Here is a 24,364-nt window from a genome sequence, read left to right as displayed (position 1 = left end):
GCGGCGGCATGACCATTTGTCACGAAATGAACACTGGGTTTCCGTACGAAAGAGTACCTCCGAAAGGATAGGACTACCTCCTTATTAAGTGTCTCTGCCGTGAGATTGCCCGGTATCGGCAAGGCAATCCGGCAATGACAGACACTCAGCAGGCTTTCTACGTCGCGACCAACGGCAACGATTCCTGGTCGGGACGTTTGGCGGCACCCAACGCCGATGGTACCGACGGTCCCTTCGCCACGCTGGAACGTGCGCAGAGCGCGATGCGGGCGACCGGCATCCGCGACACCTATGTGCGCGGTGGCAGCTATGCCATGGCGCGCACGGTGACGCTGACCGCGGCCGACAACGGCGTGCGCATCATGGCCTTTCCGGGCGAGACGCCGGTGTTCAGCGGCGGCGAGCGGGTCGGCGGCTTCACCGCCATCGGCGGCGGGCTCTATGCCGCGGCGACCTCCGCCACCGGTCTCGACCTCTCCATCGGCGGGGTGCGGCAGAAGGTGGCGCAGACCGGCGACTGGAACGCCGGCGACGCCAAGTCCGGCTGGTCGGTGCTGGAGGCGGCGGCCGGCGGCGCCAGCAGGACCAGCCTGCGCATCGGTGCCGGCGACGGGGCGATGGCGGCGGTGCTGGCCGTCGGGGTGCAGCCCGGTACGATGGTCCAGACCTTCGACACCGAGCGGCTGTCCGACACCATCGTCGGCGTCGCCTCCATCGATGCCGGCAGCCGGACCGTCAATTTCACGCAAGCGGCGAAATACGCCCTGCGCAGCGGCGGCACCTATCGCCTGCTGAACGACGACGCCTTCATCCGCGATGCCGGCGAATTCGCCTGGAGTGCCGAGACCGGCCGGCTGGTGGTGAAGCCGCAGGACCCCGGCGCCCTGCTGAGCCAGGGTGCCGTGGTGGCGCGGCTGGGCACGCTGCTGTCCCTGAACGGGGCGAGCGGCGTCACCCTCCAGGGGCTGACCTTCGCCGACACGAGCTGGGACGGCTCGGCCCTGACGCTGACCAATTCCTCGGGCAACAGCATCGCCGGCAACCGCTTCGTCAATGTTGGCACCGCGATGACGCTGACCGGATCGTCGGCCAACGCCATCGAAGCCAACCGGATGGAGCATCTCGGGGCCGGCGGCATCAAGGTCACCTACGGCAGCAACGGCAACCGCATCGGCGCCAACAGCATGGACGGCATCGGCGAGGTGCTGAAGGACGTTGCCGGCATCCAGCTCTACGGCACCAGCGGCACGCTGATCTCCGGCAACGACATCCGCAACAGCGCGCGCTACGGCATCTCGATCAAGAATTGGGACGGCGCCACCATCAACACCGACACGGTGGTGGAGTACAACCGCCTCTACAACACGATGACCGAGACCGCCGACGGCGGCGCCATCGAGATGCTGGGCCGGTCCAACCTCGACACCCGCACGGTCATCCGCGGCAACGACATCCGCAATGTCGGCGGTCTGGCGACCGACGGGTCGGGCTGGCTCGACCGCCAGAAGAGCTTCGGCATCTATCTGGACGATATGGCCAACGGCGTCACCGTCCAGGACAACTTCATCCAGAACACCGGCTGGGCCAGCGTCTTCATCCATGGCGGCGATTCCAACACCGTCACCAACAACTTCGCCACCCTGTCCAACCCGCGCGAACGCTTCATCCGGCTGGAATGGGTGCCGAGCGCTGGCACCATCGGGCTGCTCAGCAACAACCGCGTGACCGGCAACGTCATCTCCTCGTCCACCGGAACCGATTATTGGGAGTTCTGGACCCCCGGCTCCTACAACGTCAGCGGCAACCTGTTGCAGGGCATCCGCGGGCTGAACGGCGGCGACACGGTGTCGTCCGGCCTGTTCGCCAACCCGGCGGCCGGCGATTTCCGGCTGGGCAGCGGTGCCGCGGCAGCGCTGGGGATCCATGAGCTGGATTGGGGCCGGATGGGCTTCGCTCCCCTGACGGTGCCGGGGATCCCCAGCCCCGGCGGGGGCGCGGGGAGCGGGACCGCACCGGCGACCGGCACCGGCGGCGCCCCCGCAGCCATAGCCGGGCCGGCCTTCTCGCCGCTGGCCTACATCGCCTCCTATGCCGACCTGTCCGCCGCCTTCGGCGCCAACGCCGCCGCCGGTGCGGCGCATTACGCCGCCAGTGGGCGGGCGGAAGGCCGGGCCGTGAGTTTCGACCCGCTGGCCTACATCGCCTCCTACGGCGACCTGTCGGCGGTCTTCGGCACCAACGGCGATGCCGCGGCGGCCCACTACATCGGCAGCGGCCGGGCGGAGGGGCGGAGCGTGAGTTTCGACCCGCTGGCCTACATCGCCTCCTATGGCGACCTGACGGCCGCGCTCGGCACCGACCGGACGGCGGCGGCGATGCATTACATCGCCAGCGGCCGGGCGGAGGGGCGGACGGTCAGCTTCAACCCGCTCTCCTATCTGGCGGCCAACCCCGACCTCGCCGCCGCCTTCGGCACCGACACCACCCGGGCCGATCTGCATTACCTGGGCAGCGGCCGGACGGAGGGGCGGAGCACCGGCTTCAACGCCTCGGCCTATCTGGCGGCCAACGCCGACGTGGCGGCGGCCACCGGCGGCGACCTGACGGCGGCGATGCGGCACTACATCCTGAACGGCCGGCTGGAAGGCCGGGCGCTGAGCCCCGCTGCGGCCCCTGCCCCGGCCCGCGCCGCCGCGGCGCTGCTGCCGGACAGCGCCATGCTCGCCGCCGCCGGTGTGGGGTGAGCATGAACGGCATCATGGAAGCGGGGCACCCCTCGACCGGGAGGCGCATTACCTGGGATTGCAGAAATTAATAATCTTTTAGCTCGTAACGACGTTATCCTTCCTCCGATACATCCTGTCGGGGGGATAGCATGGTTACGAAGGCTGTACAGGAAGGCGCCATGTCGCCGCTCTCGTTGCTGACGAAGCTGAAATCGGCACCGCCTTCCCCGCCTCCTCCTGCCTCCTCCTCTCCCGCATCCTCCAAGATCGCGTTGCCGACCGCGCCCCAGGCCAAGACTGCGACCGATACGGTGTCGCTGTCGGCACAGGCGGTCTCGAAGATGACCGGGGCGGCCAACGCTACGGGAGGTCCGTCCGCACCGCCGGTCCAGCTGAAGATCGCAGGCGATCTCAGTTTCGCGGATTTCAAGGCGATGAGTGCGCGCATGGAGAAGGTCATGGATTATCATCGGGCGAGAGGAGACTTCATCCGACAAAGCATGGAGTCTCTGCGCAGCCAGTTCGGCTTCGAGGCGGAGGGCGAAGCCGCCGGCAACGTCTCGCTGAGTGGCGAGATCGGCAAGGTCGTCGAGCGGCAGGCGGTGTCGAGGGGCGTCGCCATGCCGGAGAAGTCCCAGGAGGTGAAGGACTGGGAAGCCGAACGTCAGTCTCAAGCGTCGGTACCGCCGGAAGGGTGGGACAAATCATCCCTGATCACGCTGTTCCTGCCGGGCTCCCAGGGAACCGACGACAAGCAGGTGGAGATCTGGCTGGACAACCGGGCCTTCGACACGCTGGGCAAGATGTCGGCCGACGAGGTCAAGGCCGGTCTGGTCGACATGCTGAACGGTCCCGATGCCGCGGCGTCGCAGGCGGCGGTGGACGATGGTGCGTTCGGCGCCGCGATGCGGGCGGACAGCGAGCACCATCCGGAATTCCAGAATTCCAAGGCGCGGCTCGGCTTCTTCGATCCCCAGCAGGGGACGGGCGCCCAGCCCTGGCTGATGATCCAGTCGAGAAGCGAGCCGGGCTATGTCCAGGAGAATGCCGGCAAGCTGGTCGATACGGTCATGTCGATCCTCAAGGAAGGGGGAGCCGGGCGCACGGCCGGCTGACGCCCTCTCCCCCCTGCCCCTCTCCCGCCTGACCGGGTGACAAGCTGGGCGCGAGCCGTTACAACGGCCCGTTCGGCGCCGCTGTCCCGCGGCACCCGGATTTCCATGCGGGGATGATGGCCCAGGCTCTTCTCGACACCCCCTTCGCCCAATCGGCGAAGCCCGGTTCCGGCCCGGCCCCCGGTCCGGGCCAGCCCAGCCAAGGCCAACCGAGTCCGGGGAAGCCGGCCGGACGGCGGTGGCCGGTGCTGGTCAAGCTGGCGGTGACGGTCGCGGTGCTTGGCGCGCTCGCCGCCGGGGCCGATTGGACCGGCATCGCCGCGCGCCTGTCGGCCGCCGATCCCCTGCTGTTCGCCGCCGGCTTCGCCGTGAAGGCGATGACCCTGCCCTTCGCCTCGCAGCGGTGGCGGTCGGTCGGCCGCGCCGCCGGCTTTTCGCTGACCCGCTGGACCGCCTTCCGCCTGCAGATGGCCAGCGGGTTCCTCGGCCAATCCTGCCGGGGTCGGTCGGGGCCGACCTGCTGCGCGGCTGGTTCACTTGGCGGCTCGGCCATCCCGCCGGTCCGGTGATGCTGGCCCTGCTGGTCGACCGGCTGATGGCTCTGTTGGGGGTGGTGCTGATCGGGCTGGTCGGACTGCCGCATCTGGCCGCGGTGGCGCCGCCTGCCGTCGCCGCCACCGTGCTGGCCGGGGCGCTGGTCCTGGCCGTGGCCATGGGGCTTCTGCTGCTGGCCGGGCGCATCCCGCGCGACCGGCTGCCGGTTCCCAAGCGCCTGCGCGATGGGGCGCTGGGGCGGACGGTGTGGACCGCCGTGGCGCAGCTGCGCGCCATGGGCGGCAACCCGGCCGCCTGGGCGGCGCTGGGCCACAGCATCGGCGTCCACCTCGCCACCATCGGCGCCACCATCCTGTTCGCCCGTTCCGTCGGCCTGCCGGTCGGCTGGCTCGACGGGCTGGCCATCGTGCCGGCCGCCATCGTCGCCGCGGCATTGCCCGTCTCGCTCGGCGGCTGGGGCGTGCGCGAGGGCGCGATGGTCGCCGGTTTCGCGCTGCTCGGCTTCAATGCCGACGCGGCCCTTCTGGTCTCGCTGCTGATCGGACTGTCGATTGCCGTCCTATCGCTGCCCGGCGGCGTCTTCTGGCTGCTGCTGCGCAACGAGACCGCAGTCCAGACCGCTGCCCAGACGGACCACCAGACGTCCCTTCAGACCGCTGCCGGCGGGGCTGAGGCCTTTCCCACGGATTTTTCGCGATGACCGACCAGCCGACCTCGACGCTTTCCCAGCCCGTCGCCGTGACTGCCGCCGGAGATGGCGCCCCCATGCCGGACGCCATGCCGGGCACCGCTGCCGGGACGCGCGGCCTCTCCCCGCGCCAGCAGCGCATCCGTTCGCTGTTCGACGCCATGGCCCCCCTGCGCGACCGCTGGGCCGAGCGCAACCGCGCCTTCCATGACGCCGACCGCGCCTATCTGCACTTCCTGATTCCGGAAGGGGCGACGGTGCTGGAGATCGGCTGCGGCGTCGGCGACACGCTGGCGGCGCTGAAGCCGGCGCGCGGCGTCGGCATCGACCTCAGCCCGGCGACCATCGTCGAGGCCAAGGCCCGCCATCCGCAGCTGGAGCTGATCGCCGCCGACGCCGAGGATCCGGCGACCATCGACAGCGTCGAGGGGCCGTTCAGCCACATCCTGCTGTCGGGCACCATCGGCTTCCTGGACGACATCGAGGAGACGCTGCGCCTGCTGCGCCGGGTCGCCGATCCGAAGACCCGCATCATCGTCAGCTACCATTCGCGCGTCTGGGAGCCGATCCTGTGGGCGGCGGAAAAGCTGGGGATGCGCATGCCGCAGGGCAAGCAGAACTGGCTGTCGACCAGCGACATCGTCAACCTGCTGGATCTGGCCGGCTGGGAGCCGGTGCGCCGCGAATGGCGCCAGCTGATCCCGAAGCGGCTGTTCGGTCTGGGCACGCTGGTCAACCGCTACATCGCCCCCCTGCCCGGCATCCGCCGGCTGTGCGTGCGCAACTATGTCGTCGCCCGGCCGCAGCCCACCGTCGAGGCGGTGACGGTCGACGGCAAGCCGGCCTCGGTCACCGTGCTGATCCCCTGCCGCAACGAGCACGGCAACATCGAGAACGCCATCCGCCGGCTGCCCCGCTTCGCTCCCGACGTCGAGGTGATCTATGTCGAGGGCAACAGCCAGGACAACACCTTCGATGAGTGCCTGCGCGTCCGCGACGCCTATCCCGACTGGGACATCAAGGTCATGAAGCAGCCCGGCAAGGGCAAGGGCGACGCGGTGCGCGCCGGCTTCAAAGTGGCGCGCGGCGACATCCTGATCATCCTCGACGCCGACCTGACGGTGCCGCCGGAGACGATGGGGAAATTCTACCAGGCCATGGTGTCGGGGCGCGGCGAGTTCGTGAACGGCACGCGGCTCGTCTACCCGATGGCGCCGGAGGCGATGCGCTTCCTGAACTTCCTGGCCAACCGGGCCTTCGCGCGCATCTTCTCCTTCCTGCTGAACCAGCGCTTCACCGATACGCTGTGCGGCACCAAGGTGCTGTGGCGCGAGGATTATGAGACCATCGTCGCCAACCGCCATTACTTCGGCGATTTCGACCCGTTCGGCGACTTCGACCTGATCTTCGGTGCCGCCAAGCAGAACCTGAAGATCGTCGAAGTGCCGGTGCGCTACGCCGACCGCAGCTATGGCGAAACCCAAATCTCCCGCTTCACCCACGGCTGGCTGCTCGCCCGCATGGTGGTGTTCGCCTGGAAGAAGCTGAAGGCGTTTTAGAATCCTCCCCCTGGCTGGAGCCAGGAGGATTTCCGAGGGCGGCTTCGGGTTGCCCTCTTCGGTTCGCGCTTTGACGGTCGACCACCGGCTGGCGTCGGCGCAGGCTGTTCTCCAGCCCTCAGGATGGTGATGGCCGCGTTGTGGTCGGCGTTCATCGTATGACCACAGCGGACGCATCGGAAAACCGCTTGGCTCTCGCGGCTTTTCTTGTCGGTTGCTCCACAGCATGAGCAGGTCTGTGAGGTTCGGCAGGGATCGACCTTGACCAGAATCCCGCCTTCGGCGGCCAGCTTGTAGCCGAGGAAGGTCTCGAACTGCTGCCAACCGGCCGCCAGGATCGCGCGGTTGAGGCTGGCCTTGGCCCGGACGTTGCGGCCAGGGCGCTCCACCGTGCCTTTGGCACTGGCCGTCATGGCTTTGGTGTCGAGAGCCTCGATGGCGACAAAGCCGAATGTACTGGCGATCTCACGTGCCCGTTCGTGATTCCAATGTCGGCGAAGGCGGGCGATCCTGGCCTTTGTCCGGGCCAGAAGCCGCTTGGCGGCAGCTTGGCTGTTGGCCCCCTTTTGTTTGCGGGCAAGTGCCCTGGCCTGATTTCTGGCCCGGCGCTCCAGAACGTTCAGACGCTCCTTGGGCAGATCGCGGAAAGTCCCGTCCGACAGTGCTAGCGTGCGCGTCACACCACGGTCGATGCCGACGGCAGGCTTGTCAGACGGCCGGATGGGCTGCTCAATCTCAGTGGTGAAAACGACATGCCAGCCAAGGGCATCGCGCGACACCGTCACCACCTTAATGGCGCCCGGTATGTCACGCGTCAGCCGGAACTTGACCTCTCCGACCTTCGGGATCAGCACGACGGCCCACTTGGCATTGAGCTTTGTCCAGCGGGAGCGGGCGAAGGGGAACCGGATGGCATCCTGCTCGCTGCGTTTGCGGGGCTGGGGATACCCGGCACGGCCGGCGAAGAAGTTCGAGAAGGCGCGCTCCACATCGCGCAGGGCATACTGCAGGCAATCGACCGGTGCGGCGGCGATCCAGTCAACCTCAGCCCGCAAGAGGGTCAGGTCGCGATTTTGTGTTGTATAGGAGATCTGCCGACCAGTGGTTGCCTTGAATTGCCGCCACCAGTCGCGCCGTTGCTCCAGGGCCAGATTGTACACGAAGCGACAAACACCGGCGAAGCAGGTGAGCTGCGCCTGCTGGGTATCATCAGCATAAAGCCTGAATTTGTAGCCGCGTAAAACAATCATGCAGACATTTCAAGAAACCAGAGAAACAGTACAACAGGAATAAAAAGTAAGACCCATACCTCTCTATTATTGAGGAGAGCTGGGGCTTCGCGCACTCTCGACACGGCGATCTCGAAGGCGCGCCCGTTGATCGTCCAGGCCTCGAAGGCGGTGTCCGCGTCGGGGGACGAGCACGATCAGGCCGACCGGCAGCGCGTGCCCATCTGGTTCGATGCGCTGGAACCGCGTGCCGCCGCGAAGGTGGCGACGGCCTATGCCAAGATCGAACGGGGTGAAGTTGGAAAGCTGGAGCCTGTCGGTGCAGGGGTGCTGGAGTTCAAGATCAGCTACGGTCCCGGATACAGGATCTATCTGGCTTATGACGGTTCCAAGCTGGTGATCCTCCTCGGCGGCGGTGACAAGACATCGCAGGATGGCGATATCAAGGATGCCAAGAGGTTATGGGCCGAGTACAAGCGTCGGAAAGCGGAAGCCGCGCGGGAAGCGGCCGAAAGGGCGCGCAGACAAGAGAAGAAGAGGTGACGGATGGCGCTGACCCGCGACTTCAAGGATACAATCAAGGCGCGCGCCGAACGTGATCCGGAATTCCGCAAAGCGCTCGTTGAGGAGGCTTGCGACTGTCTGCTCGACAACGATTTCGAAACAGCCAAGTCGCTTATACGGGATTACATCAATGCGACCATTGGCTTCGATACCCTAGCGCAGGCTGTCGGGACGCTGGAGAAGAGCCTGATGCGCATGTTTGGTCCACGGGGTAATCCCCAGACCAAAAGCCTGCTGCCGGTTATCGCCTACATCCGGGAACGGGAGCGCATAAGCGCCTGATCCCGTCTCGCTCCCCGGTTACGCTCCGCCTTCACACCGGTTCGGCGGCGGCGAGCGGCAGGAAGGCCTGATAGCCGTCGCGCTGTTCGGTCAGGCTCAGCAGCAGGTCGGTCAGGCTGTCGCGGGCGAAAATGTCGGTGGTCGAGGCCAGCCGGCGGCGGACGACGGCGATGAACTCCTCCAGCACGTCCAGGTGCAGGGTGGCGGAGGCGAGAACGTCCTGAGCGATCGGGGCGGTCATGATGGCGGTCTTTCGCGGAAGGAAGAGGGCGGCGGCAGGAGCGGACCGGAGCGGCCGGATCAGGCGGCGAGCGCGGTGATGGCAGGTTCGGCGGCGGCGAGAACGGAGCGGTAGGTCTCGCGCTGCTCGGTCAGGCCGGCGAGCAGGTCGGCCAGGCTGTCGCGGGTGAATTCGCTGCTGCTGCCGTCCAGCTTCGACTGGGTGATCGCGATGAACTCATCGACCACATCCAGGTGAAGGGAAGCAGAAGCGAAGATGCTGGCGGCGCATTCGATCTTGGACATGGTGGCGATCCCTGTATTCGAGGTGGAGGCTCTTGCCCGTTCTGATGAGCTTATTGAGCCATTCCGCCAGTTAACGAGGTGTTAAGATCACCGATTGGTCCCAGGTCGATTGGTGATTACCTCTTCCAAGAAAAACGCCGCTGCACGATTTGGCGGTAGTGTTACTTCTTTCGATGAAGGCATGAAAAAACGCGGCCGATCGCCCGGCCGCGTTCTTCCCTGTCCGTCCAGCCCCCGAAGGGACTCTGTCGGGCCGTGTTTCTCAGACCGCCTGCGGCAGCCCGTGGATGTAGCCGACGCCGCCGCTGCGGCGGTTGCGGTAGGCGTCGTCGATCAGGCCGGCGACGCTGTCCTTGACCTTGTCGTGCAGGCCCTTCTCCCAGTCGCCGGGGTGCTGGAAGTTGCTCATGATGTAGGAGAAGCCGTTGACGTCGTCGACCGCCTGCAGGCCGGTCAACTCAGCGCCCGCCGGGCAGGACAGCAGGCGCGACAGCTGCCTGGTGTCGACGTTGTAGGCCCACAGGAAGTTGTTGACGTGGGCGCCGCTGTCCTCGCCGATCAGCAGCGTGCGCAGCTTCTCGGAGAATTTCAGGTTGTCCGGGTTGGCGATGCGGTCGGCGTCGGCGGTGTTGCCGATGGCGTCCGGGGTGGCGAGGTCACGGCCGACCAGGGCCGGGACGGCGCTGAAATGCACCGGCACCCACTCGCTGTCGATGGCGGATCCTGCCAGATCGGTCTGCCCGCCCTTCATCGGCAGCTGATAGACGGCGCCGGCGTTGATGGCGTCGACCTTGATGCCGCTCTTGCCGTCGCTCATCGACTTGTACATGTAGGACACCGCCATGTAGGCGGTCTTGTCCTTGGCGTTGACGGTGACGCCCTCCAGCTTGGTGAGCGCCAGCGTGGCGCCGACGGTGGGGGCGTAGCGGTGGGTCTCCAGGAAGGCGGCGGCCTTCTCCATGCCCGGCTTGAACTTGACCCACTGGGTCTTGCCGCTGAAGGGGATGAGGGTGAAGGACGGATCCCTCGGATCCTCCTTCTTCACCTCGACGATGTCGGCGGCCTTCAGGCTGTCGGCCAGCTTCTCGATCTCGGCGCTGGTGGCGTGGCCCAGCTTGACCCACTTCAGGCCGAAGGCGCCGCCCTTGTCGAGGTCCTTGCCGGCTTCCTGCTCCATCTTGGCGGCATAGAGGGTGCCGGCGGAGAGGTCCTTGGCGTGATCGGCGATGAACATGAACAGGCCGCCGTTGGTGGCGTCGTCACCCATCAGCACGGTGCGCTCGTCCGGCATCACCTGCACCAGCTCGTGCGAGATGCGGCCCAGGCAATAGTGCTTCCTGATGCTGCCGGTGCCGTCGGCGTTCACCGTCACTTCCGGCAGGTGGCCGTAGTGGTACGGGTTGGCCTTGGTCTCGTCGCCGAACAGGTTCTTGCTGTAGGCGCGGAACTGGTCGTCGAGCGCCGCCGCGTCCGGCTCGTACTCCTCGCTCGACAGGTGGGTGTTCCAGGGCGACAGGCTGGCGCCGCAGGTGATCCACAGGCCGTGCACGCCGCTGGTGTCGACATTGTGGTACTGCACCAGCTTGAGCGCGCCGGTCTCCTTGTTCTGGTCCAGCGTCAGGACGGCGATCGGCGACGGCAGCTTGCCGTACATCGAGGCGTCCTTGGAATCGCGGGTGGTGTATTCGAACTGGACGACGGCGAACAGCGTGTTGCCGGTGACGCCGGCCACCTTGGCGCCGGGGACCGGGGCCAGCAGGTTGCAGCCGTCCGGGCAGTCGGAGAAGAACTGCGCCGGGGTCGCCAGCGAGGCGTCCACGATCGGCTTGCCGTTGATGTCGACATAGCCGCCGGCCAGGATCGTGCCGCCCTTGCCGTCCGGAACGTGATCGCCGGTGATGAACAGCGGCTGGTAGCCGAGCGCGAAGCTCTGCTTGGAGCCGTCGGCCCAGGTCACGACCATGCTGGATTCGACCGTGGTCTTCGCCTGCGCCGCGGCGGCGGTGGGGGCGGCCATGCCGACGAACTCGACGGCGACCGGCGCGCCCTTGGCAACGGCGGCCTCAGCGCCCGAGGCGAACAGCAGCTCGCCGGCGCCGATGCCGGCGAGCGGCAGCAGCGGCAGCCCGGCGAGGGCGCGGAGCACCGAACGGCGCGACGTTTCAGGCAGATGGACGGACAGATCGGTCATGGCGGATGTCTCCCGAACCCTCATCAGGGCAAGCGGCTGGCGTGCGGCGCGCCGCCGGGCCATGGGAGCCCGTTCGGCGCAGCCTTGTTCTTGGCGAGCGTCGGGAAGCTACCGCGGGGATGTTACAGTTTGACGGTCAGCGGGCGCTGAGCATGCAGGTGCGGTCCGACGGCATCGGCAGCGCCACCGGCCTGCCGTCCGCCCCGGTGCCGCGCACCACGCGGCTGCCGGCTTTTCCATCCGATGCGGGCTGATCGACGATTTCCGGGTCGGTCACCTGGCCTGCGACCGTCCATTGCCGGGTCTGCGGGTCCTGGCAGCGCAGCTCGTAGCGGCCCTTCATCGGCTCGGCCGCGGCCGGTGTCGCGGCCAGGGATGTGAGGGCGCCGGTCAACAGGAGGGCGGCCAGGGTGGTGGTGCGGCTGGCGGTGCGGCGGGGACGATGACGGCGACGATGGTGGGGCATGGCGGTGTCCTTCTTTGGAAGGCCGTCGGCAAAGGATATCAGCGGCGGATATAGGCGGCGTACCCGACACTGTCCGGCTCGCCGATATACTGGTCGAGCTGCCAGTCGGGGGAGTTCTCCAGATAGGGGCGGACCAGCCGCTGCTTCTCCGTGTCCCAGTCATGGGCGAGCAGAAGCGTGCCGGGGCGGCAGTGCGGCTCGAAGAAGCGGAGCTGCCGGAAGGTTGCCTCCCCGTCGCTGCCGCCGTCGAGGAACAGGCTGTCCACCCCCTGCTCCGGGTCGATGTGGGGAAGGAACAGCGCCGGGTCGCCGCCCAGCAGGAACTTCACATGCGCGTTCAGGTCCGGCAGGTAGCGGGCGTAATAGCCGGCGGCGAGCGCGTAGTTGTTCTGCTCCGCCTCCAGCGTCACCACCTGCCCCGCACCCAGCTGGCGGAAGGCGGAGGCCAGGAAATAGGTGCTGCCGCCGCCCAGATAGGTGCCGATCTCGAAGCACTGGCGCGGCCTGCGCTTCAGGATCGCCTCGAACAGGGCCTTGCGGTCGGCGACGTACATCTGGCCCGGCAGGTCGCGGCAGCCCTCGAAGAAGAACTGCTGGCGCTTGTCCCACTTGGGCTTGACCGCCACCATGTAGAGAGCGCGGCCCACATCCGTCAGCTCATGGTAATTGTGCCGGAAAACCTCCATGGAGGGCATGGACATGAGAGGGCGGGCTCCTGCCGGTGGTCGAGCCGGACTGTAGGCGCCGGCCGGCGGGACGGTCAACCGGGGGAGGAGACCGCGCGGGCGATGTCGGCCTGCCAGATCATGCTGACCAGCGCGATCTGGGTCAGCAGGTGCATCTCGCCGCGGCCGATGGCCTCCAGCAGCTCCGCGCGGGTCAGGTACAGGATCTCGGTGTCTTCCAGATCGTCGGAAACCGGATCGGCGACCCGGCGGCAGCCGGTGGCGTGGAACATGTGCGACCAGGCCCCGCCCTGGTTGGCGTTGACGATGTAGGCGCCGAGGTCGGTCCAGGCCGCCGCCTCCATCCCGGTCTCCTCCATCAGTTCGCGCTTGGCCGCCGCCAACGGCTCCTCGCCGGGCGACAGATGGCCGCCGGGGAAGACCAGCCCGACCTTGCGCGGGCCGTGGCGATACTGGCGGTAGGTGACGATCCGCCCGTCCTCCGTCTCGGCGAAGATGCAGGCGAAGGAGGGCTGGTCGAACTGGTAGTAATCGTCGATCCGCCGCCCGTCCGGCAATTCCACCGTCTCGACCCGCACCCTCAGGAACGGATCGGCGTCGAGCAGCTCGCGGCTGCCCAGCACGGTCCAGGGTCGGTGCAGGCGGTAGGGGCGATGTCCGGGCATCGAGGGAGGCGCTTTCACTGGGAACGTCGGAGGGCTTACCGATGATGGCCTACCAGCAGCCATCTGCCCGCGTCCAGTTCTCCTCAGGGGGAGGGAGCGGACCCGTCCTAGTCCCAAGAAGAGTAGATCATACAGAAAGAAAAGCAACCAGAGCGATAAATTCCAGGGGGGAAATAGCTAGGTACGATGTCGAAAACCTGGGGAGCGGTACGAAGCGCAGATGATTTCTTTGCGCGCGTGTGTCGAATGAAACAATATGTGTCCAATTCTTTCTGAGCCCTTATTTCCATTGAGCCATCTTGCCAGGGTGGCTTATGCGTTCTCGCGCAAGCGCAACCATCTTCGATGCAAATTTTGTCCGGTTCACTGCTCCAAGACCCGATCCCGCGCCTGATCCACCAGACTTGGAAGACACGCGACGTCCCGCCGGAGTTCCAGGCGCTGCAACGCAGCTGGATCGGGTGCAATCCCGGTTTCACCTACCGGTTCTGGACCGACGACGACATCGGGCGCTTCGTCGCGGAGGAGCATCCGGCGCTGCTGCCGGTCTTCCGGGGTTATGCCGGTCCCATCGCGCGGATCGATCTGGCGCGCTACCTGATCCTGCGCCGTTTCGGCGGGGTCTATGCCGACCTCGATTTCGAATGCCTGCGCCCGATCGATGGGCTGCTGGAGGGCCGAAGCTTCGTCGTCGGGCGGGAACCGGAGGAGCATAGCCGGCTGGCCAAGGCGGTGGAACGCGGGCTTCCCCACATTCTCTGCCCCTCCTTCCTCGCCTCCGTTCCTGACCATCCCTTCTGGGACCATCTGCTGGACCGGCTGGTCGAGGCGCGGCATTGCCCCGACGTGCTGGACGCCACCGGCCCCTTCCTGCTGACCCGCGCCCACGCCGCCTATGCGGGGGAAGGTCCGGCCGCGGTGACGGTGCTGGCGCCGGAGCTGCTCTACCCCGTCACCAAGGACGATTGCTGGAGCCGCCGCTTGTTCGACCCAATCTTCTGGGAGCGGGCGACGCGCGAAGCCTATGCCGTCCATTACTGGGAGGGGACATGGTTCCGCGGTGCAGCTGAACGCGGCGCCGGGCCCGCTGCCGAATTGCCCCGGCAGATCGCGGCGGTGGTGACCGACGGGCGGCCGGAAGGGGGGCGGCCGGAAGGGGACCGCCCGACGGTGGCCCATTCCCCTGTTGCCGGGACGGAGGCGGCGCCGTTGATCTCCTGCCTGATGGTCACCAGGGGGCGGAGCGGCCTGCTCCGGTTTGCCATCGAAGGCTTCGAGCGCCAGACCTATCCGAACCGGGAACTGGTCATCGTCTGCGACAGCCCGGCGCTGCCGCAGGACGACCCGCTGGAGCGCGCCATCCGCGACGCGGCTTGCCCGAACATCCGCCTGGTCCGGGTGAGTGCCGCCCACCGATCCGGTGCCCAGCCGGCCAGCCTCACGCTGGGTGAGCTGCGCAACATCGCCGTTGACCAAGCGGCCGGCCGCTATGTCTGCCAGTGGGACGACGACGACCTCTACGACCCCTGCCGGCTGGAGATGCAGCAGCGGGTGCTGGCCCGCGCCGACGCCCAAGCCTGCCTGCTCGGCCGCTGGATGATCTGGTGGCCGGCCGAGGAGCGGCTGGCGGTGTCCTCCGAACGGGACTGGGAAGGCTCGCTTCTGTGCGAGAAGGCGGCGATGCCCCGCTACCCCGCCCTTCGCCGCGGCGAGGACACGGCGGTGGTCGAGCAGCTGTACCGCAGCGTCCGAGTCGTCCGCATGGACCTGCCGCGGCTCTACACCTATGTCGTCCATGGCGGCAACACCTTCACCGCCCCCCATTTCGATGTTCACTGGCGCGGGGCCTCCGCCCGCTTCAGCGGCGATCGCTGTCGTGCCGTGCTGGAGGAAATGGGCAAGCGCCTGCCGGTCGAGCCCTACCGCCGGACTGTCCCTGTCCCGGCCGCCGTTGCGGCGCGGCAGGGCAAGGTGCTGGTGCTGACCCCGGTGAAGGATGCCGTCCCCCATTTGCCGCGCTACCTGGAGTTGCTCGGCCGGCTCGCCCATGATCCGTCCCGCCTGTCGCTGGGCTTTCTGGAGGGGGACAGCGGCGACGGCACCTATGACTGGCTGTCCGACCGGCTGCCGGAACTGCGGCAACGCTGCCGCCGGGTGACCCTGCTGCGCCATGATTGCGGATTCCGGCCCGAGGGGCCACGCTGGGCGCCGGAGATCCAGCGGCGGCGGCGGGAGCTGCTGGCGCGCTCGCGCAACCGGCTGCTGTCCGGCGCGCTGGAGGACGAGGACTGGGTGCTGTGGCTGGATGCCGATCTGGTCGAGTATCCGCCGGATCTGCTGGCCCGGCTGCTTGCCGCCGGCCGCGACATCGTCGTTCCCCACTGCGTCCTGCCTGACGGGCGGACCTTCGACCTCAACAGCTTTCAATTGGCTGGGAAGGAGAGCGGCGGCGAGGATCCGCGCCATCTGGTCGACGGCATCTTCCAGCCGCCGCGCGGCGCCGGGCGACTCTATCTGGATGCCTTCGCCGGCGAAGGCATCGTGCCGCTGGACGGGGTGGGCGGTACGGCATTGCTGGTGCGCGCGGACCTTCATCGCGAGGGGCTGTGTTTCCCTCCCTACAGCCACCGCGGCTACATCGAGACGGAGGGGCTGGCAATGATGGCCAAGGATATGGGTGTGACCGCCTGGGGCCTGCCGGACCTGCGCATCGTGCATGCCGATCATTGACGATTCGGAACCTGCTCTTCCTGTCCGGGAATACCTCATGCCCAACCAGTCCATGCCCGACCGTTTCCCATCCGCCGACCTCCATGCGGCTTCCCAGCTTGCGGTGAGCGTGGTCGTCTGCACCTACCGGCGGCCGGAGCTGCTCGACCTCTGTCTGGCCAGCCTGATGGGGCAGGCCGACGGCGTTTCCCATGAAATCCTGGTGATCGACAACGCCCCGCAGCAGGACGCCCGGCCGGTGGTGGAGCGGTGGCATCCCGTCTTCGCCGGGCATGGGACCAGCCTGCGTTACGTGGTGGAGGAGAAAGCCGGGGTCGCCTTCGCCCGCAACCGCGGCGTCGCCTTGGCCGCCGCCCCGCTGGTCGCCTTCATCGACGATGACGAGCAGGCCATTCCCGGCTGGCTGGAGGGGCTGGTCGCGCCCTTCGCCGATCCCGGCGTCGACATGGTTGCCGGCGAGGTGGATCCCGATTTCGGCGGCCATCCCCGGCCGGACTGGCTGACCGACGGGTTGCTGCACATCTTCTCCTGCCGCTGGGGCTGGGACACGGAGCCCCGTTTCCTGAAGCCGGGCGAATGGTTCGGCGAAGGCAACTGCGCCTTCCGCAAGCGGCTGCTCGACGGCGGCGGCTTTCCGACCGATGTGGGGCGCAGCGGCGATGGGCTGATGTCGAGCGAGGGCATGCTGTTCACCGCCCTGCGCGCCGCCGGCGCCACCGTCTATTATGTCCCCGACGCGCGCGTGTCCCACCGCATCCATCCCGACCGGCTGAACAAGCCCTGGGTCCTGCGGCGGATGTTCTTCCAGGGCACCTCCGACTATATCGCCCACCGCCGCTACGGCCTGCGCAAGCTGCCGCAGAACTTCAGCCTCAGCCTGGAAAAGCTGATGACCTTGGACGTGCAGACGCTGGACCCGGCCAGTTTGCAGGCGATGTCCAGCCTCTACTACCAGCTCGGCTACGCGGCGGCGTCGAACATGTACTGAAGCCGCGTGACCGGCTCCGGTCGCCATACGGCTCTCTTCAGGGCGCCAGGTAGATCTGGTTCACGAAAGGGTCCAGCCCGCCTGGTCCGCCTGGCGAGCGGTGGGACGGCCGGGCCGTGGGGGGTGCGGTTGACGTTGTATTGGCCGGACAGCAGCAGGCGCCGGCCGCGCCGCGGCAGGGCGTCCTTGTGGACGCCGTAGGTGTCGTCCAGGAAGCGGCTGCCGGCCGGGCCGGTCATCGTCACCGTGCCGGCGGTGCCGAAGGCGGCCTCCACCTGCGCGTCGGTCAGGGCGCGGCCGGTGGAGAGCAGGCGGCTGCGGTGGCTGCCCTTGACGAAGACATGCGGACCGCCGTCCTCGTCCACGTCGGTCAGGTAGAAGAAGATCTTGAAGCCGCGCAGGCTGTCCAGGTCGCGGTGGTGGCGCTGGGTGCCCTTGGCCGCGTCGCGCCCGCCGAAGCTCTCCCCGCTCCAGGACCACCAGCAGCCGATGTTGTCGAGGATCGGCTTGCAGCCGAGATACAGCTCCGCCGTCTCCAGCACCTGCGGATCGTTGAAGAGATCCAGAACATAGGGGGCGCGCAGGATCTGGTCGATGCCGTGATAGCCCATGTTGGACTCCGGGCTGGGCGGGCTGTCGGGCCGGAACCAGCCCAGATGCGGGCGGAAGGGATCATGGCAGGGGACGTTCTCGAAATAGGCGCGCAAATCCTCGGCGATGGCCGGGTCGATCGGCGGCAGCAGCGGGGTGATGCCGTCCCTCTCCAGCGTCCGGCACCAGTCCCGCGCCTCCAGCGACGGGTGGAAGCCGGGCGTGCGCGGATGCCGTGCCGCAACCAGGGTGGCCAGCCGGTCGCGCAGGACCGGATCGGTGACGATGGGCAGGATATCGTAGATGGCGTAGCGGGGATCCGCCTTCACCTTTCGCCAATAGGCCCGCGGCGAGGCGATGCGCGTCCTCACATTGTCCAGAAAGCTGCCGACTGGAGCGGGGGCGGAGGTGGGGACGAAGGAGGACGCCATTGGGTGCGGCACCGCGTAAAAGGAGAATTGTTCGTAATGAAGACTTTCCATAAGGGTAGCGGCCTTTCAAGGCGCATCTGCCCCTTCACGCCGGTATGCTGCTGAGGCACGACGTCGCGGGTTATGGGGGGATGGGAGCGGCTTTATAAAGAGCAGGTCTGTAAGGCGGACGGCCTTTTCAGGAACGAAGGAGGCAGGGGAACCCGATGGCCATGACCGGTGTCGAACATCGCGTGCTGTACCGCGACCCGCGTTTCTATGCGTCCTTCCCGTCGCTGACCCCGACCGCGGCGGGACAGGAGGGGGCGGTGCTGCTGGCCTTCCGGCGGGCCCGCGACCATCGCTGGCTGCGCGGGGCTACGTTCCGGGCGGGAGAGACCGGCTTCAACCATGTCGACCATCTCAATTCGCGGTCGCAGACCGTCCTGCTGCGGCTCGGCCCCGATGCGGAGCCGCTGGGGGAGGAAACGGCCCTGCCCCCCGATCCGCAGGCGGCCGACCAGGACGCCAGCCTGCTCACCCTTCGCGACGGCCGCATCCTGCTGACCGGCTTCCGCTGGTACCCGGTGCCGGCGGCGGATGGCGAGGCGCTGCGGGCCCTGGGGTTCGGGTTGGCGGGAAGCCCACTTAAGACCGGCGACCTCTACCTGTTCTGGGGCGGCTACAGCCGGCACAGCGACGATGGCGGACGCAACTGGACCCCGCACCGCGATCTGCCCCCCCTGCCCGGCCATCCCGACATCGTGCCGGGCCGGCGGCCCTTTTACGGCGGTGCGGTGCGCGGCCGGGCGGTGGAGGCGCCGGACGGCACGATCCTGCAGACCGGCTACACCCACCACCCCTCCACCGGCACCTATGCCAGCCATCTCTTCGCCTCCACCGACCGGGGCGAGAGCTGGGTCCACCGGGCGATCATCGCCATCGATGTCGAGGCCAGGGCCGGCTTCTGCGAGACGGCGCTGCATCTGGACGCCGATGGGGTGCTGCACGCCTTCCACCGCACCACCGGGCTGGACGACCATCTGGCGACCTCGCGCTCCACCGACATGGGCCACAGCTGGGAGCCGTGGCGGCGCCATGCGGTGGTCGGCCATCCCTATGATGCCTGCCCGCTGCCGGACGGCCGGCTGCTGCTCGTCGGCGGCTACCGGCATGCGCCCTACGGCGTGCGCGCCCGCCTCTACGACCCGCGCCGCCAGCAGCCGGACGAGGGGACGGAGCTGGTGCTGCGCGACGACGGACCGGCGCCGGACCTGGGTTATCCCTGGGCGGCCGTGCTGCCGGACGGCCGCGCCATGGTCGCCTATTACATCTGCGACGCCACGGGGTTGCGCGGCATCGAGGCGACGCTGTTCCGGCCGTGAAAGGACTGGGAGAGTGCATCCTGCGACCCGCTGTACCCTGGACCGGCCGGCGGAGCGCGGGCTACCCTTCCTGCATCATGGAAAGCACCCTCCCCTTCGCCGCCGCCAAGGCCGTTCCCGGCATCGATCCCGCCGCCTACCACGATCCGGAGATTTTCCGGGCGGAGGAGGAGCGGGTCTTCCGCCGGTCCTGGGTCTTCGCCGGTTTCACCGACGACCTCGCCCGGCCCAACGACTACCTGACCCGGCGCATCGGCGGGTTGGACGTGCTGGTGCAGAATTTCGACGGGGCGCTGCGGGGCTTCCGCAATGTCTGCACCCACCGCTTCGCCATGATCCACCGGGAGCCGCGCGGCAACGGCATGCTGCGCTGCGGCTATCATGGCTGGACCTTCGACCGCGATGGCGTGCCCTATGGCATCCCCGGCAACGAGGCGAATTTCGGTCTCGACCGCGAGGGCCGCTGCGGCCGTGCCCTGACCCCGGTGGCGGTCGGGGTGTGCGGGCGCTTCGTCTTCCTGCGGGTGGCGGCGGAGGGGCCGGATCTCGACGACTGGCTGGGCGTCTACGCCGACGTGCTGCGCCACGCCTCGGAGATCTTCGTCCGCCCCTTCGACGAGCGGTCGATGGAGTGGGCCGCCAACTGGAAGATGGGGGTGGAGAGCGTGCTGGAGGTCTACCATGCCGACCTCACCCACCCGACTACCTTCCGCAAGCTGGTGAAGGGCGACTGGCGCTGCGATTACGACGGCGTCCATTCCCGCGGCGTCACGTCGGTGTCGGACAGGAGCGCCCGCTGGTGGGACGGCGTGTCGGAGCGGCTGGGCTTCCGCCCCAGCCCGCTTCTGCGCGAGTACGACCACCTGCACATCTTCCCCAACCTGGAGATCGGCTTCACCCGTGGTGCTGTGATGAGCGTCCAGACCTATGATCCGCTCGGGCCCGACCGCTGCGCGCTGGGCCTCCGGCTGTTCCTGGCCGATCCGGACGGCGATGCCGGCAGGGGCGGTCCCGCCGCCCGCCGCCTGATCGAGGAGGGGGCTCGCGACCTCAACGTCGCCCTGCTGCGCGAGGACCAGGAGGCGTCGGAACTGGCCTTCCGGGGCTGCCGGCAGACGGACCGCCCGGCGGTGCTCGGCCTGAACGAGGAACGCATCCAGCAGTTCCACGCGGCGTGGCAGGGAATGATGGGCTGACGTCCCTCCCGCTTTTTGTCGCTGTCCGGGGGGCAGAGAGTCTGGCACCATCAGGTGGGGGGCTTGGTCGTCGGAGGTTCATCCACCATGGGCGGCACCATGACAATTCCCCCTGCCGTTGTTCTCAACCGGCTTGCCTTCGGTCCGCGAGCTGCGGAATCCGGCGCCGATGACGCCGACACCAGCCGTCCCGACTGGCTGGCCCGCTGGCTCGACTGGCAGCTTTCCCCCGATCTTTCCTCCGATGGCCGTGACGACCCGGATGTCGCGCGCCATCTCGCCGAGGCGAAGCTGCGCATCCGCTATCCGGCCGGGGACGGCTGGGAGGCGGTGGACGAGGACCGGCCGCTGGCCTGCCTGGGCCAGCCGATCGAGGCGCTGTGGCCGCTGGCTGCCAACCGTCCGGCGGTCGCCGGGCCGGAGCGGCAGAGGCCGCGGCTGGAAGTGGCCGCTGCCACCCTGATCCGCGCCGTCCACAGCCGCTGGCAGCTGCGCGAGGTGCTGGTCGATTTCTGGCACAACCATTTCAACGTCAATGCGGCGGGCGAGCCGGCGGTGGCCGCCGCGCTGCCGGTCTATGACCGCGACGTCATCCACCGCCATGCGCTGGGCAATTTCCGCGCCTTCCTGGAGGCGGTGGCGACCAGCAGCGCCATGCAGGTCTATCTGAACAACCGTTCGTCCCGCGCCGGCAGCGCCAACGAGAATTACGCCCGCGAGCTGTTCGAGCTGCACACGCTGGGCAGCGGCGCCTATCTGAACGCGCTGTACAACCGCTGGCGCGACGTGCCGGGGGCCGTGCGCGGCACGCCCGACGGCTATATCGACCAGGATGTCTACGAGGCCGCCCGGGCCTTCACCGGCTGGACGCTGGAGGACGGCGCCGGGCTGGGCGGCGACGCCAAGCTGCCGGTGACCGGCCACTTCACCTATGTCGAGGGCTGGCACGACGGCTACCAGAAGCGGGTGCTGGGGCGGGAGTTCGACCCCTTCCAGTCGCCGATGGCCGATGGGCACCGCGTGCTCGACCTCGTCGCCGACCATCCGGCAACGGCCCGCCATGTCTGCACCGCGCTGTGCCGCCGGCTGGTGGCCGATGACCCGCCGGCCGGGCTGGTCGCCCTGGCAGCGCGGGTGTGGACGGAGAACCGGAGCAAGCCGGACCAGATCGCCCGCGTCGTCCGCGCCATCGCGCTGTCGGCCGACTTCGAGCAAATCCGCGACGCCAAGGTGAAGCGCCCGCTGGAGCTGGTCGCCTCCTTCGCCCGCGGTGCCGGCATCGATCTCGCCGCCACCAACCCCCTGCTGGGCGAACTGGACGGCAGCGGCCAGCGGCTGTTCGGCTGGCCCGCCCCGACCGGCCATCCCGACCGCATGGAGGCGTGGCTGGGGGCTGCCGCCATGCGCCGGCGCTGGGCGCTGCTGCTCGGGCTGGCGGAGAACCGCTGGGAGACCGGGGCCATCGATCTTGCCGCCCGCTTCCCGGCCCCGCTGCCGGCCGCGGCGGCGGTCGACCGCTGGCAGGGGATCCTGCATGGCGGCGTGCCGGAGCCGGCGACCACCGCCGCCATCCTGACCGGCATGGGGCTGGCGGCCGACGCGATGCTGACGCCCGGCACGAAGGCCGGCGACGACCGGCTGCGGCGGGTCGCCGCCTTCGTGGCGATGGCGCCGCGCTTCAACCAACGCTGAGGGAGGTTTGAGCCATGGCGATCTCTCGCCGCACTGTGATGCGGGGCGGACTGGCGGTCGGCTTCGGGTTGGCCGGGGGCAGTCTGACGGGGCTGCCCGGTGTCCGCAGCCTTGCCTTTGCCGCCGATAAATCTGTCGAGGCGCCGGTCGGGATGCTGGGGGCCGGCACGCTGGTGGTGGTGTTCCTGCGCGGCGGGGCGGACATGCTGGCGCTGGTGGCGCCGGCCGACGACCCCGACTATCGCGCCGCGCGGACGCCGGAGCTGCGGGTGATGGCGGAGGGGCCGAAGGCGGGCATCCGGCTGGAACAGACTTTGGCGCCGGGCCTCGACTTCCGCCTGCATCCGGACGCCGCCCCGCTGGCGGAGCTTTATGCCGCCCGGCGGCTCGCCATCGTCCATGCGGTCGGGCTGACCGACGGCACCCGCAGCCATTTCGTCGCCCAGGACCTGATGGAGCGCGGCATCGCCCGCGAGGAGGATCTCGCCCGCACCGGCAGCGGCTGGGTCGCCCGCTGGCTTGGCGAGGGCGGGCATGGTCAGGGGGAGCAAGGACGGGTTCCTGCCATCGGCACCGCCGCCGCTCCGGCCGCTGCCCTGGCGGGGCTGGGCGGCGCGCTTGCCGTGCCCGACCTGCGCGGTGGGCTGGCCCCTCCCGGCGGGCCGCAGGCGGCGGCGGTGCTGGCGGCGCTGTCCCGGCAGGGCGACGGCGCCTATGAGCGGGCGGCTCGGGCGGCGCTCGACGGGCTGTCGGCGGTCGACGGCCGGCTGCCGCGCGGGACCGACGGCAAGGTCGCCGCCTATGACGCGGAGGGCGGGGCCGTCTATGAGGAGACCGAGGCCGGGCGGGCGTTGCAGACGGTCGCCCGCATGCTGAAGATGGAGATTGGCCTGCAAGCGGCCTGCATCGATGTCGGCGGCTGGGACACCCACGAGAACCAGCAGGGGCGTTTCGCCAATGCCGTCGGCCAGTTGTCGCGGGCCCTCGCCGCCTTCCATGCCGACACCCGGCGCTATGAGTACGACCTGACGGTGGTGGTGATGAGCGAGTTCGGCCGGCGCCTGCGCGGCAACCGCAGCCAGGGCACCGACCACGGCCATGGCGGCGCCATGCTGGTGCTGGGCGGCCGGGTGGCGGGCGGGCGCATGCTGGGCCGCTGGCCGGGGCTGGCCAGCCACCAGCTCGACCGCGGCGTCGATCTGGCGGTCACCACCGATTACCGGACGGTGCTGTCGGAGCTGATCGGTCCGCCGGCGGTGCGCGGCTTTCCGGGCTTCCAGGAGGCGCCGTTGGGGGTGCTGCGGGGGTGAGTGCGCTTCCAGCCGGGGGCGGTGCGATCCGATCTATTCGAATGAGAGCCGCGAGAATCGGAAATTGCAGTGATTCGCGCCGCCAGCCAACGTTTGTGTCCTTTCCAAGTGGATGCCTCGCGTTGCGTAGGCGTCGAAATCAAGGCCGCAGATATTCGCCAATATCTCTTTATCTCCGTGCTGGTCTGCGAATTCACAAAAGCCGCATACCTTGTAATCTATGCCAAATTCAAATTCCCCATCTGGGGAGGGCTCCACGAAATCGTAGACGAAATCTCCTGGAAATTCCTTCTGGTGGCTTTTTTCAGCCTGTTCTCGCAGCACGGCCTGATTCTCTGAGGACATGAATTCACGGCCCAAGGCGAGGCGTTCCGCTTCGGGCATGGTGAGCAGTTGCGCCTTGTAGGTTTCTCGTTCGATTTCGCCGATTATGGACACTGGCAGGCCATGTCGCCGGAGCACCCGGCTGATTGCCATGAAACCCATGAGACGCATGAAGAAGTCGCTCATGCGATTTGCCGTGCCTCCGACATAGGGCATTTGTGCCAGCACGATTTCGAACTCGTCCATCACCTCCGGCCTGATCCCATCGATGTCGGAAAGATACGCGTGCTCGCAGAGCGTCGCTTCGACAAGGTCGAGGCGATGGCGCATGGCGGCTTCCATTACATCGCGATTCGACTCGTAAAAGGGGTGGATGATCTCAGCCATTGGATGCCTCTCCGGTAAATCCGGTTGAAAGCGGCTTCGGAATCGATGCTGGCATGCTTCATGACGATCGTTCTGAAGGCGTCGCCGGTGCATGTTTTCT

At 68.1% G+C, this 24,364-nt stretch carries 22 protein-coding genes; 13 read left to right on the top strand and 9 right to left on the bottom strand.

Annotated features, from left to right (window positions below; all coding sequences use genetic code 11):
- Positions 1 to 134 precede the first annotated feature (134 nt).
- The 5 genes from ABNQ38_RS06825 to ABNQ38_RS06805 all read left to right on the top strand — a co-directional run bounded on the left by ABNQ38_RS06825 (position 135) and on the right by ABNQ38_RS06805 (position 6,643).
- Positions 135 to 2,744 (top strand): right-handed parallel beta-helix repeat-containing protein, encoded by a 2,610-nt coding sequence (locus tag ABNQ38_RS06825; RefSeq protein WP_377806382.1) that lies wholly within the window; start codon positions 135 to 137, stop codon positions 2,742 to 2,744.
- Positions 2,745 to 2,905: 161 nt separating this feature from the next.
- Positions 2,906 to 3,841 (top strand): hypothetical protein, encoded by a 936-nt coding sequence (locus ABNQ38_RS06820; protein WP_377806381.1) that lies wholly within the window; start codon positions 2,906 to 2,908, stop codon positions 3,839 to 3,841.
- 113 nt (positions 3,842 to 3,954) lie between these two features.
- Complete coding sequence (locus tag ABNQ38_RS06815; protein ID WP_377806380.1) at positions 3,955 to 4,410, top strand: hypothetical protein; 456 nt, start codon at positions 3,955 to 3,957, stop codon at positions 4,408 to 4,410.
- Entirely contained in the window at positions 4,332 to 5,096 is a 765-nt protein-coding gene (locus ABNQ38_RS06810) for a YbhN family protein (RefSeq protein ID WP_377806472.1), read from the top strand. The genes ABNQ38_RS06815 and ABNQ38_RS06810 overlap by 79 nt, the downstream gene beginning before the upstream one ends.
- Positions 5,093 to 6,643, top strand: a complete 1,551-nt coding sequence (locus ABNQ38_RS06805) for a glycosyltransferase (RefSeq protein WP_377806379.1) — start codon at positions 5,093 to 5,095, stop codon at positions 6,641 to 6,643. The genes ABNQ38_RS06810 and ABNQ38_RS06805 overlap by 4 nt, the downstream gene beginning before the upstream one ends.
- Here the strand turns inward: ABNQ38_RS06805 and ABNQ38_RS06800 are convergent.
- Positions 6,640 to 7,893, bottom strand: coding sequence for an RNA-guided endonuclease InsQ/TnpB family protein (locus ABNQ38_RS06800; RefSeq protein ID WP_377806378.1), 1,254 nt, complete (start codon positions 7,891 to 7,893; stop codon positions 6,640 to 6,642). The genes ABNQ38_RS06805 and ABNQ38_RS06800 overlap by 4 nt on opposite strands.
- Before the next feature lie 126 nt (positions 7,894 to 8,019).
- Between ABNQ38_RS06800 and ABNQ38_RS06795 the strand changes: the two genes are divergently transcribed.
- Both ABNQ38_RS06795 and ABNQ38_RS06790 read left to right on the top strand, forming a co-directional pair.
- Positions 8,020 to 8,415: a type II toxin-antitoxin system RelE/ParE family toxin gene (locus tag ABNQ38_RS06795; RefSeq protein ID WP_377806377.1), complete on the top strand. Its 396-nt coding sequence runs from the start codon at positions 8,020 to 8,022 to the stop codon at positions 8,413 to 8,415.
- A gap of 3 nt (positions 8,416 to 8,418) precedes the next feature.
- Positions 8,419 to 8,718 (top strand): transcriptional regulator, encoded by a 300-nt coding sequence (locus ABNQ38_RS06790; protein WP_377806376.1) that lies wholly within the window; start codon positions 8,419 to 8,421, stop codon positions 8,716 to 8,718.
- A 31-nt stretch (positions 8,719 to 8,749) separates the two neighbouring features.
- Here the strand turns inward: ABNQ38_RS06790 and ABNQ38_RS06785 are convergent, their stop codons facing one another.
- From ABNQ38_RS06785 to ABNQ38_RS06760, 6 genes are all read right to left on the bottom strand, one after another.
- Positions 8,750 to 8,959: a hypothetical protein gene (locus ABNQ38_RS06785; protein ID WP_377806375.1), complete on the bottom strand. Its 210-nt coding sequence runs from the start codon at positions 8,957 to 8,959 to the stop codon at positions 8,750 to 8,752.
- A gap of 59 nt (positions 8,960 to 9,018) precedes the next feature.
- Positions 9,019 to 9,243, bottom strand: a complete 225-nt coding sequence (locus ABNQ38_RS06780; RefSeq protein WP_376967359.1) for a hypothetical protein — start codon at positions 9,241 to 9,243, stop codon at positions 9,019 to 9,021.
- Positions 9,244 to 9,505: 262 nt separating this feature from the next.
- Complete coding sequence (locus ABNQ38_RS06775) at positions 9,506 to 11,434, bottom strand: PhoX family protein (protein WP_377806374.1); 1,929 nt, start codon at positions 11,432 to 11,434, stop codon at positions 9,506 to 9,508.
- 136 nt (positions 11,435 to 11,570) lie between these two features.
- Entirely contained in the window at positions 11,571 to 11,900 is a 330-nt protein-coding gene (locus ABNQ38_RS06770; RefSeq protein ID WP_377806373.1) for a hypothetical protein, read from the bottom strand.
- 38 nt (positions 11,901 to 11,938) lie between these two features.
- The gene (locus ABNQ38_RS06765; RefSeq protein WP_377806372.1) at positions 11,939 to 12,601 is read right to left on the bottom strand and encodes a class I SAM-dependent methyltransferase; all 663 of its coding nucleotides are present in this window, start codon (positions 12,599 to 12,601) and stop codon (positions 11,939 to 11,941) included.
- 59 nt (positions 12,602 to 12,660) lie between these two features.
- Positions 12,661 to 13,251, bottom strand: a complete 591-nt coding sequence (locus tag ABNQ38_RS06760; RefSeq protein ID WP_377806371.1) for an NUDIX hydrolase — start codon at positions 13,249 to 13,251, stop codon at positions 12,661 to 12,663.
- Between the two features lie 354 nt (positions 13,252 to 13,605).
- Between ABNQ38_RS06760 and ABNQ38_RS06755 the strand changes: the two genes are divergently transcribed.
- A complete protein-coding gene (locus tag ABNQ38_RS06755) occupies positions 13,606 to 15,981 on the top strand; it encodes a glycosyltransferase (RefSeq protein WP_377806370.1) in 2,376 nt (791 codons plus the stop codon).
- A 37-nt stretch (positions 15,982 to 16,018) separates the two neighbouring features.
- On the top strand, positions 16,019 to 16,969 hold the full coding sequence (locus ABNQ38_RS06750) for a glycosyltransferase family 2 protein (RefSeq protein WP_377806369.1): 951 nt from the start codon (positions 16,019 to 16,021) through the stop codon (positions 16,967 to 16,969).
- Here ABNQ38_RS06750 and ABNQ38_RS06745 read toward each other — a convergent pair.
- A complete protein-coding gene (locus tag ABNQ38_RS06745) occupies positions 16,942 to 17,991 on the bottom strand; it encodes a hypothetical protein (RefSeq protein ID WP_377806368.1) in 1,050 nt (349 codons plus the stop codon). The genes ABNQ38_RS06750 and ABNQ38_RS06745 overlap by 28 nt on opposite strands.
- A gap of 212 nt (positions 17,992 to 18,203) precedes the next feature.
- On the opposite strand from ABNQ38_RS06745, the gene ABNQ38_RS06740 reads away from it, so the two are divergent.
- The 4 genes from ABNQ38_RS06740 to ABNQ38_RS06725 all read left to right on the top strand — a co-directional run bounded on the left by ABNQ38_RS06740 (position 18,204) and on the right by ABNQ38_RS06725 (position 23,553).
- Positions 18,204 to 19,355, top strand: coding sequence for a sialidase family protein (locus ABNQ38_RS06740; protein WP_377806367.1), 1,152 nt, complete (start codon positions 18,204 to 18,206; stop codon positions 19,353 to 19,355).
- Positions 19,356 to 19,432: 77 nt separating this feature from the next.
- On the top strand, positions 19,433 to 20,551 hold the full coding sequence (locus ABNQ38_RS06735; protein WP_377806366.1) for an aromatic ring-hydroxylating dioxygenase subunit alpha: 1,119 nt from the start codon (positions 19,433 to 19,435) through the stop codon (positions 20,549 to 20,551).
- An 87-nt stretch (positions 20,552 to 20,638) separates the two neighbouring features.
- Entirely contained in the window at positions 20,639 to 22,243 is a 1,605-nt protein-coding gene (locus ABNQ38_RS06730) for a DUF1800 domain-containing protein (RefSeq protein WP_377806365.1), read from the top strand.
- A gap of 14 nt (positions 22,244 to 22,257) precedes the next feature.
- Complete coding sequence (locus ABNQ38_RS06725) at positions 22,258 to 23,553, top strand: DUF1501 domain-containing protein (RefSeq protein WP_377806364.1); 1,296 nt, start codon at positions 22,258 to 22,260, stop codon at positions 23,551 to 23,553.
- Between the two features lie 33 nt (positions 23,554 to 23,586).
- Here the strand turns inward: ABNQ38_RS06725 and ABNQ38_RS06720 are convergent, their stop codons facing one another.
- Positions 23,587 to 24,264 carry an L-2-amino-thiazoline-4-carboxylic acid hydrolase gene (locus ABNQ38_RS06720; protein WP_377806363.1) on the bottom strand — a complete coding sequence of 226 codons (678 nt, stop codon included), beginning with the start codon at positions 24,262 to 24,264 and terminating at the stop codon, positions 23,587 to 23,589.
- Positions 24,265 to 24,364: the final 100 nt, after the last annotated feature.

It is taken from the genome of Azospirillum sp. A29 (assembly GCF_042604625.1).
Classification (GTDB): domain Bacteria; phylum Pseudomonadota; class Alphaproteobacteria; order Azospirillales; family Azospirillaceae; genus Azospirillum; species Azospirillum palustre.
This window is presented reverse-complemented; position numbering and strand designations above follow the sequence as displayed.

What these genes read in the sequence shown, in the direction of transcription:
- ABNQ38_RS06750 (WP_377806369.1), top strand. Translation starts at nt 16,019, where the DNA reads ATGCCCAACCAGTCCATGCCCGACCGTTTCCCATCCGCCGACCTCCAT.
- ABNQ38_RS06815 (WP_377806380.1), top strand. Translation starts at nt 3,955, where the DNA reads ATGATGGCCCAGGCTCTTCTCGACACCCCCTTCGCCCAATCGGCGAAG.
- ABNQ38_RS06820 (WP_377806381.1), top strand. Translation starts at nt 2,906, where the DNA reads ATGTCGCCGCTCTCGTTGCTGACGAAGCTGAAATCGGCACCGCCTTCC.
- ABNQ38_RS06745 (WP_377806368.1), bottom strand. Translation starts at nt 17,991, where the DNA reads ATGGCGTCCTCCTTCGTCCCCACCTCCGCCCCCGCTCCAGTCGGCAGC.
- ABNQ38_RS06785 (WP_377806375.1), bottom strand. Translation starts at nt 8,959, where the DNA reads ATGACCGCCCCGATCGCTCAGGACGTTCTCGCCTCCGCCACCCTGCAC.
- ABNQ38_RS06725 (WP_377806364.1), top strand. Translation starts at nt 22,258, where the DNA reads ATGGCGATCTCTCGCCGCACTGTGATGCGGGGCGGACTGGCGGTCGGC.
- ABNQ38_RS06720 (WP_377806363.1), bottom strand. Translation starts at nt 24,264, where the DNA reads ATGGCTGAGATCATCCACCCCTTTTACGAGTCGAATCGCGATGTAATG.
- ABNQ38_RS06740 (WP_377806367.1), top strand. Translation starts at nt 18,204, where the DNA reads ATGACCGGTGTCGAACATCGCGTGCTGTACCGCGACCCGCGTTTCTAT.
- ABNQ38_RS06735 (WP_377806366.1), top strand. Translation starts at nt 19,433, where the DNA reads ATGGAAAGCACCCTCCCCTTCGCCGCCGCCAAGGCCGTTCCCGGCATC.
- ABNQ38_RS06800 (WP_377806378.1), bottom strand. Translation starts at nt 7,893, where the DNA reads ATGATTGTTTTACGCGGCTACAAATTCAGGCTTTATGCTGATGATACC.
- ABNQ38_RS06780 (WP_376967359.1), bottom strand. Translation starts at nt 9,243, where the DNA reads ATGTCCAAGATCGAATGCGCCGCCAGCATCTTCGCTTCTGCTTCCCTT.
- ABNQ38_RS06825 (WP_377806382.1), top strand. Translation starts at nt 135, where the DNA reads ATGACAGACACTCAGCAGGCTTTCTACGTCGCGACCAACGGCAACGAT.
- ABNQ38_RS06730 (WP_377806365.1), top strand. Translation starts at nt 20,639, where the DNA reads ATGGGCGGCACCATGACAATTCCCCCTGCCGTTGTTCTCAACCGGCTT.
- ABNQ38_RS06770 (WP_377806373.1), bottom strand. Translation starts at nt 11,900, where the DNA reads ATGCCCCACCATCGTCGCCGTCATCGTCCCCGCCGCACCGCCAGCCGC.
- ABNQ38_RS06790 (WP_377806376.1), top strand. Translation starts at nt 8,419, where the DNA reads ATGGCGCTGACCCGCGACTTCAAGGATACAATCAAGGCGCGCGCCGAA.
- ABNQ38_RS06760 (WP_377806371.1), bottom strand. Translation starts at nt 13,251, where the DNA reads ATGCCCGGACATCGCCCCTACCGCCTGCACCGACCCTGGACCGTGCTG.
- ABNQ38_RS06805 (WP_377806379.1), top strand. Translation starts at nt 5,093, where the DNA reads ATGACCGACCAGCCGACCTCGACGCTTTCCCAGCCCGTCGCCGTGACT.
- ABNQ38_RS06765 (WP_377806372.1), bottom strand. Translation starts at nt 12,601, where the DNA reads ATGTCCATGCCCTCCATGGAGGTTTTCCGGCACAATTACCATGAGCTG.
- ABNQ38_RS06775 (WP_377806374.1), bottom strand. Translation starts at nt 11,434, where the DNA reads ATGACCGATCTGTCCGTCCATCTGCCTGAAACGTCGCGCCGTTCGGTG.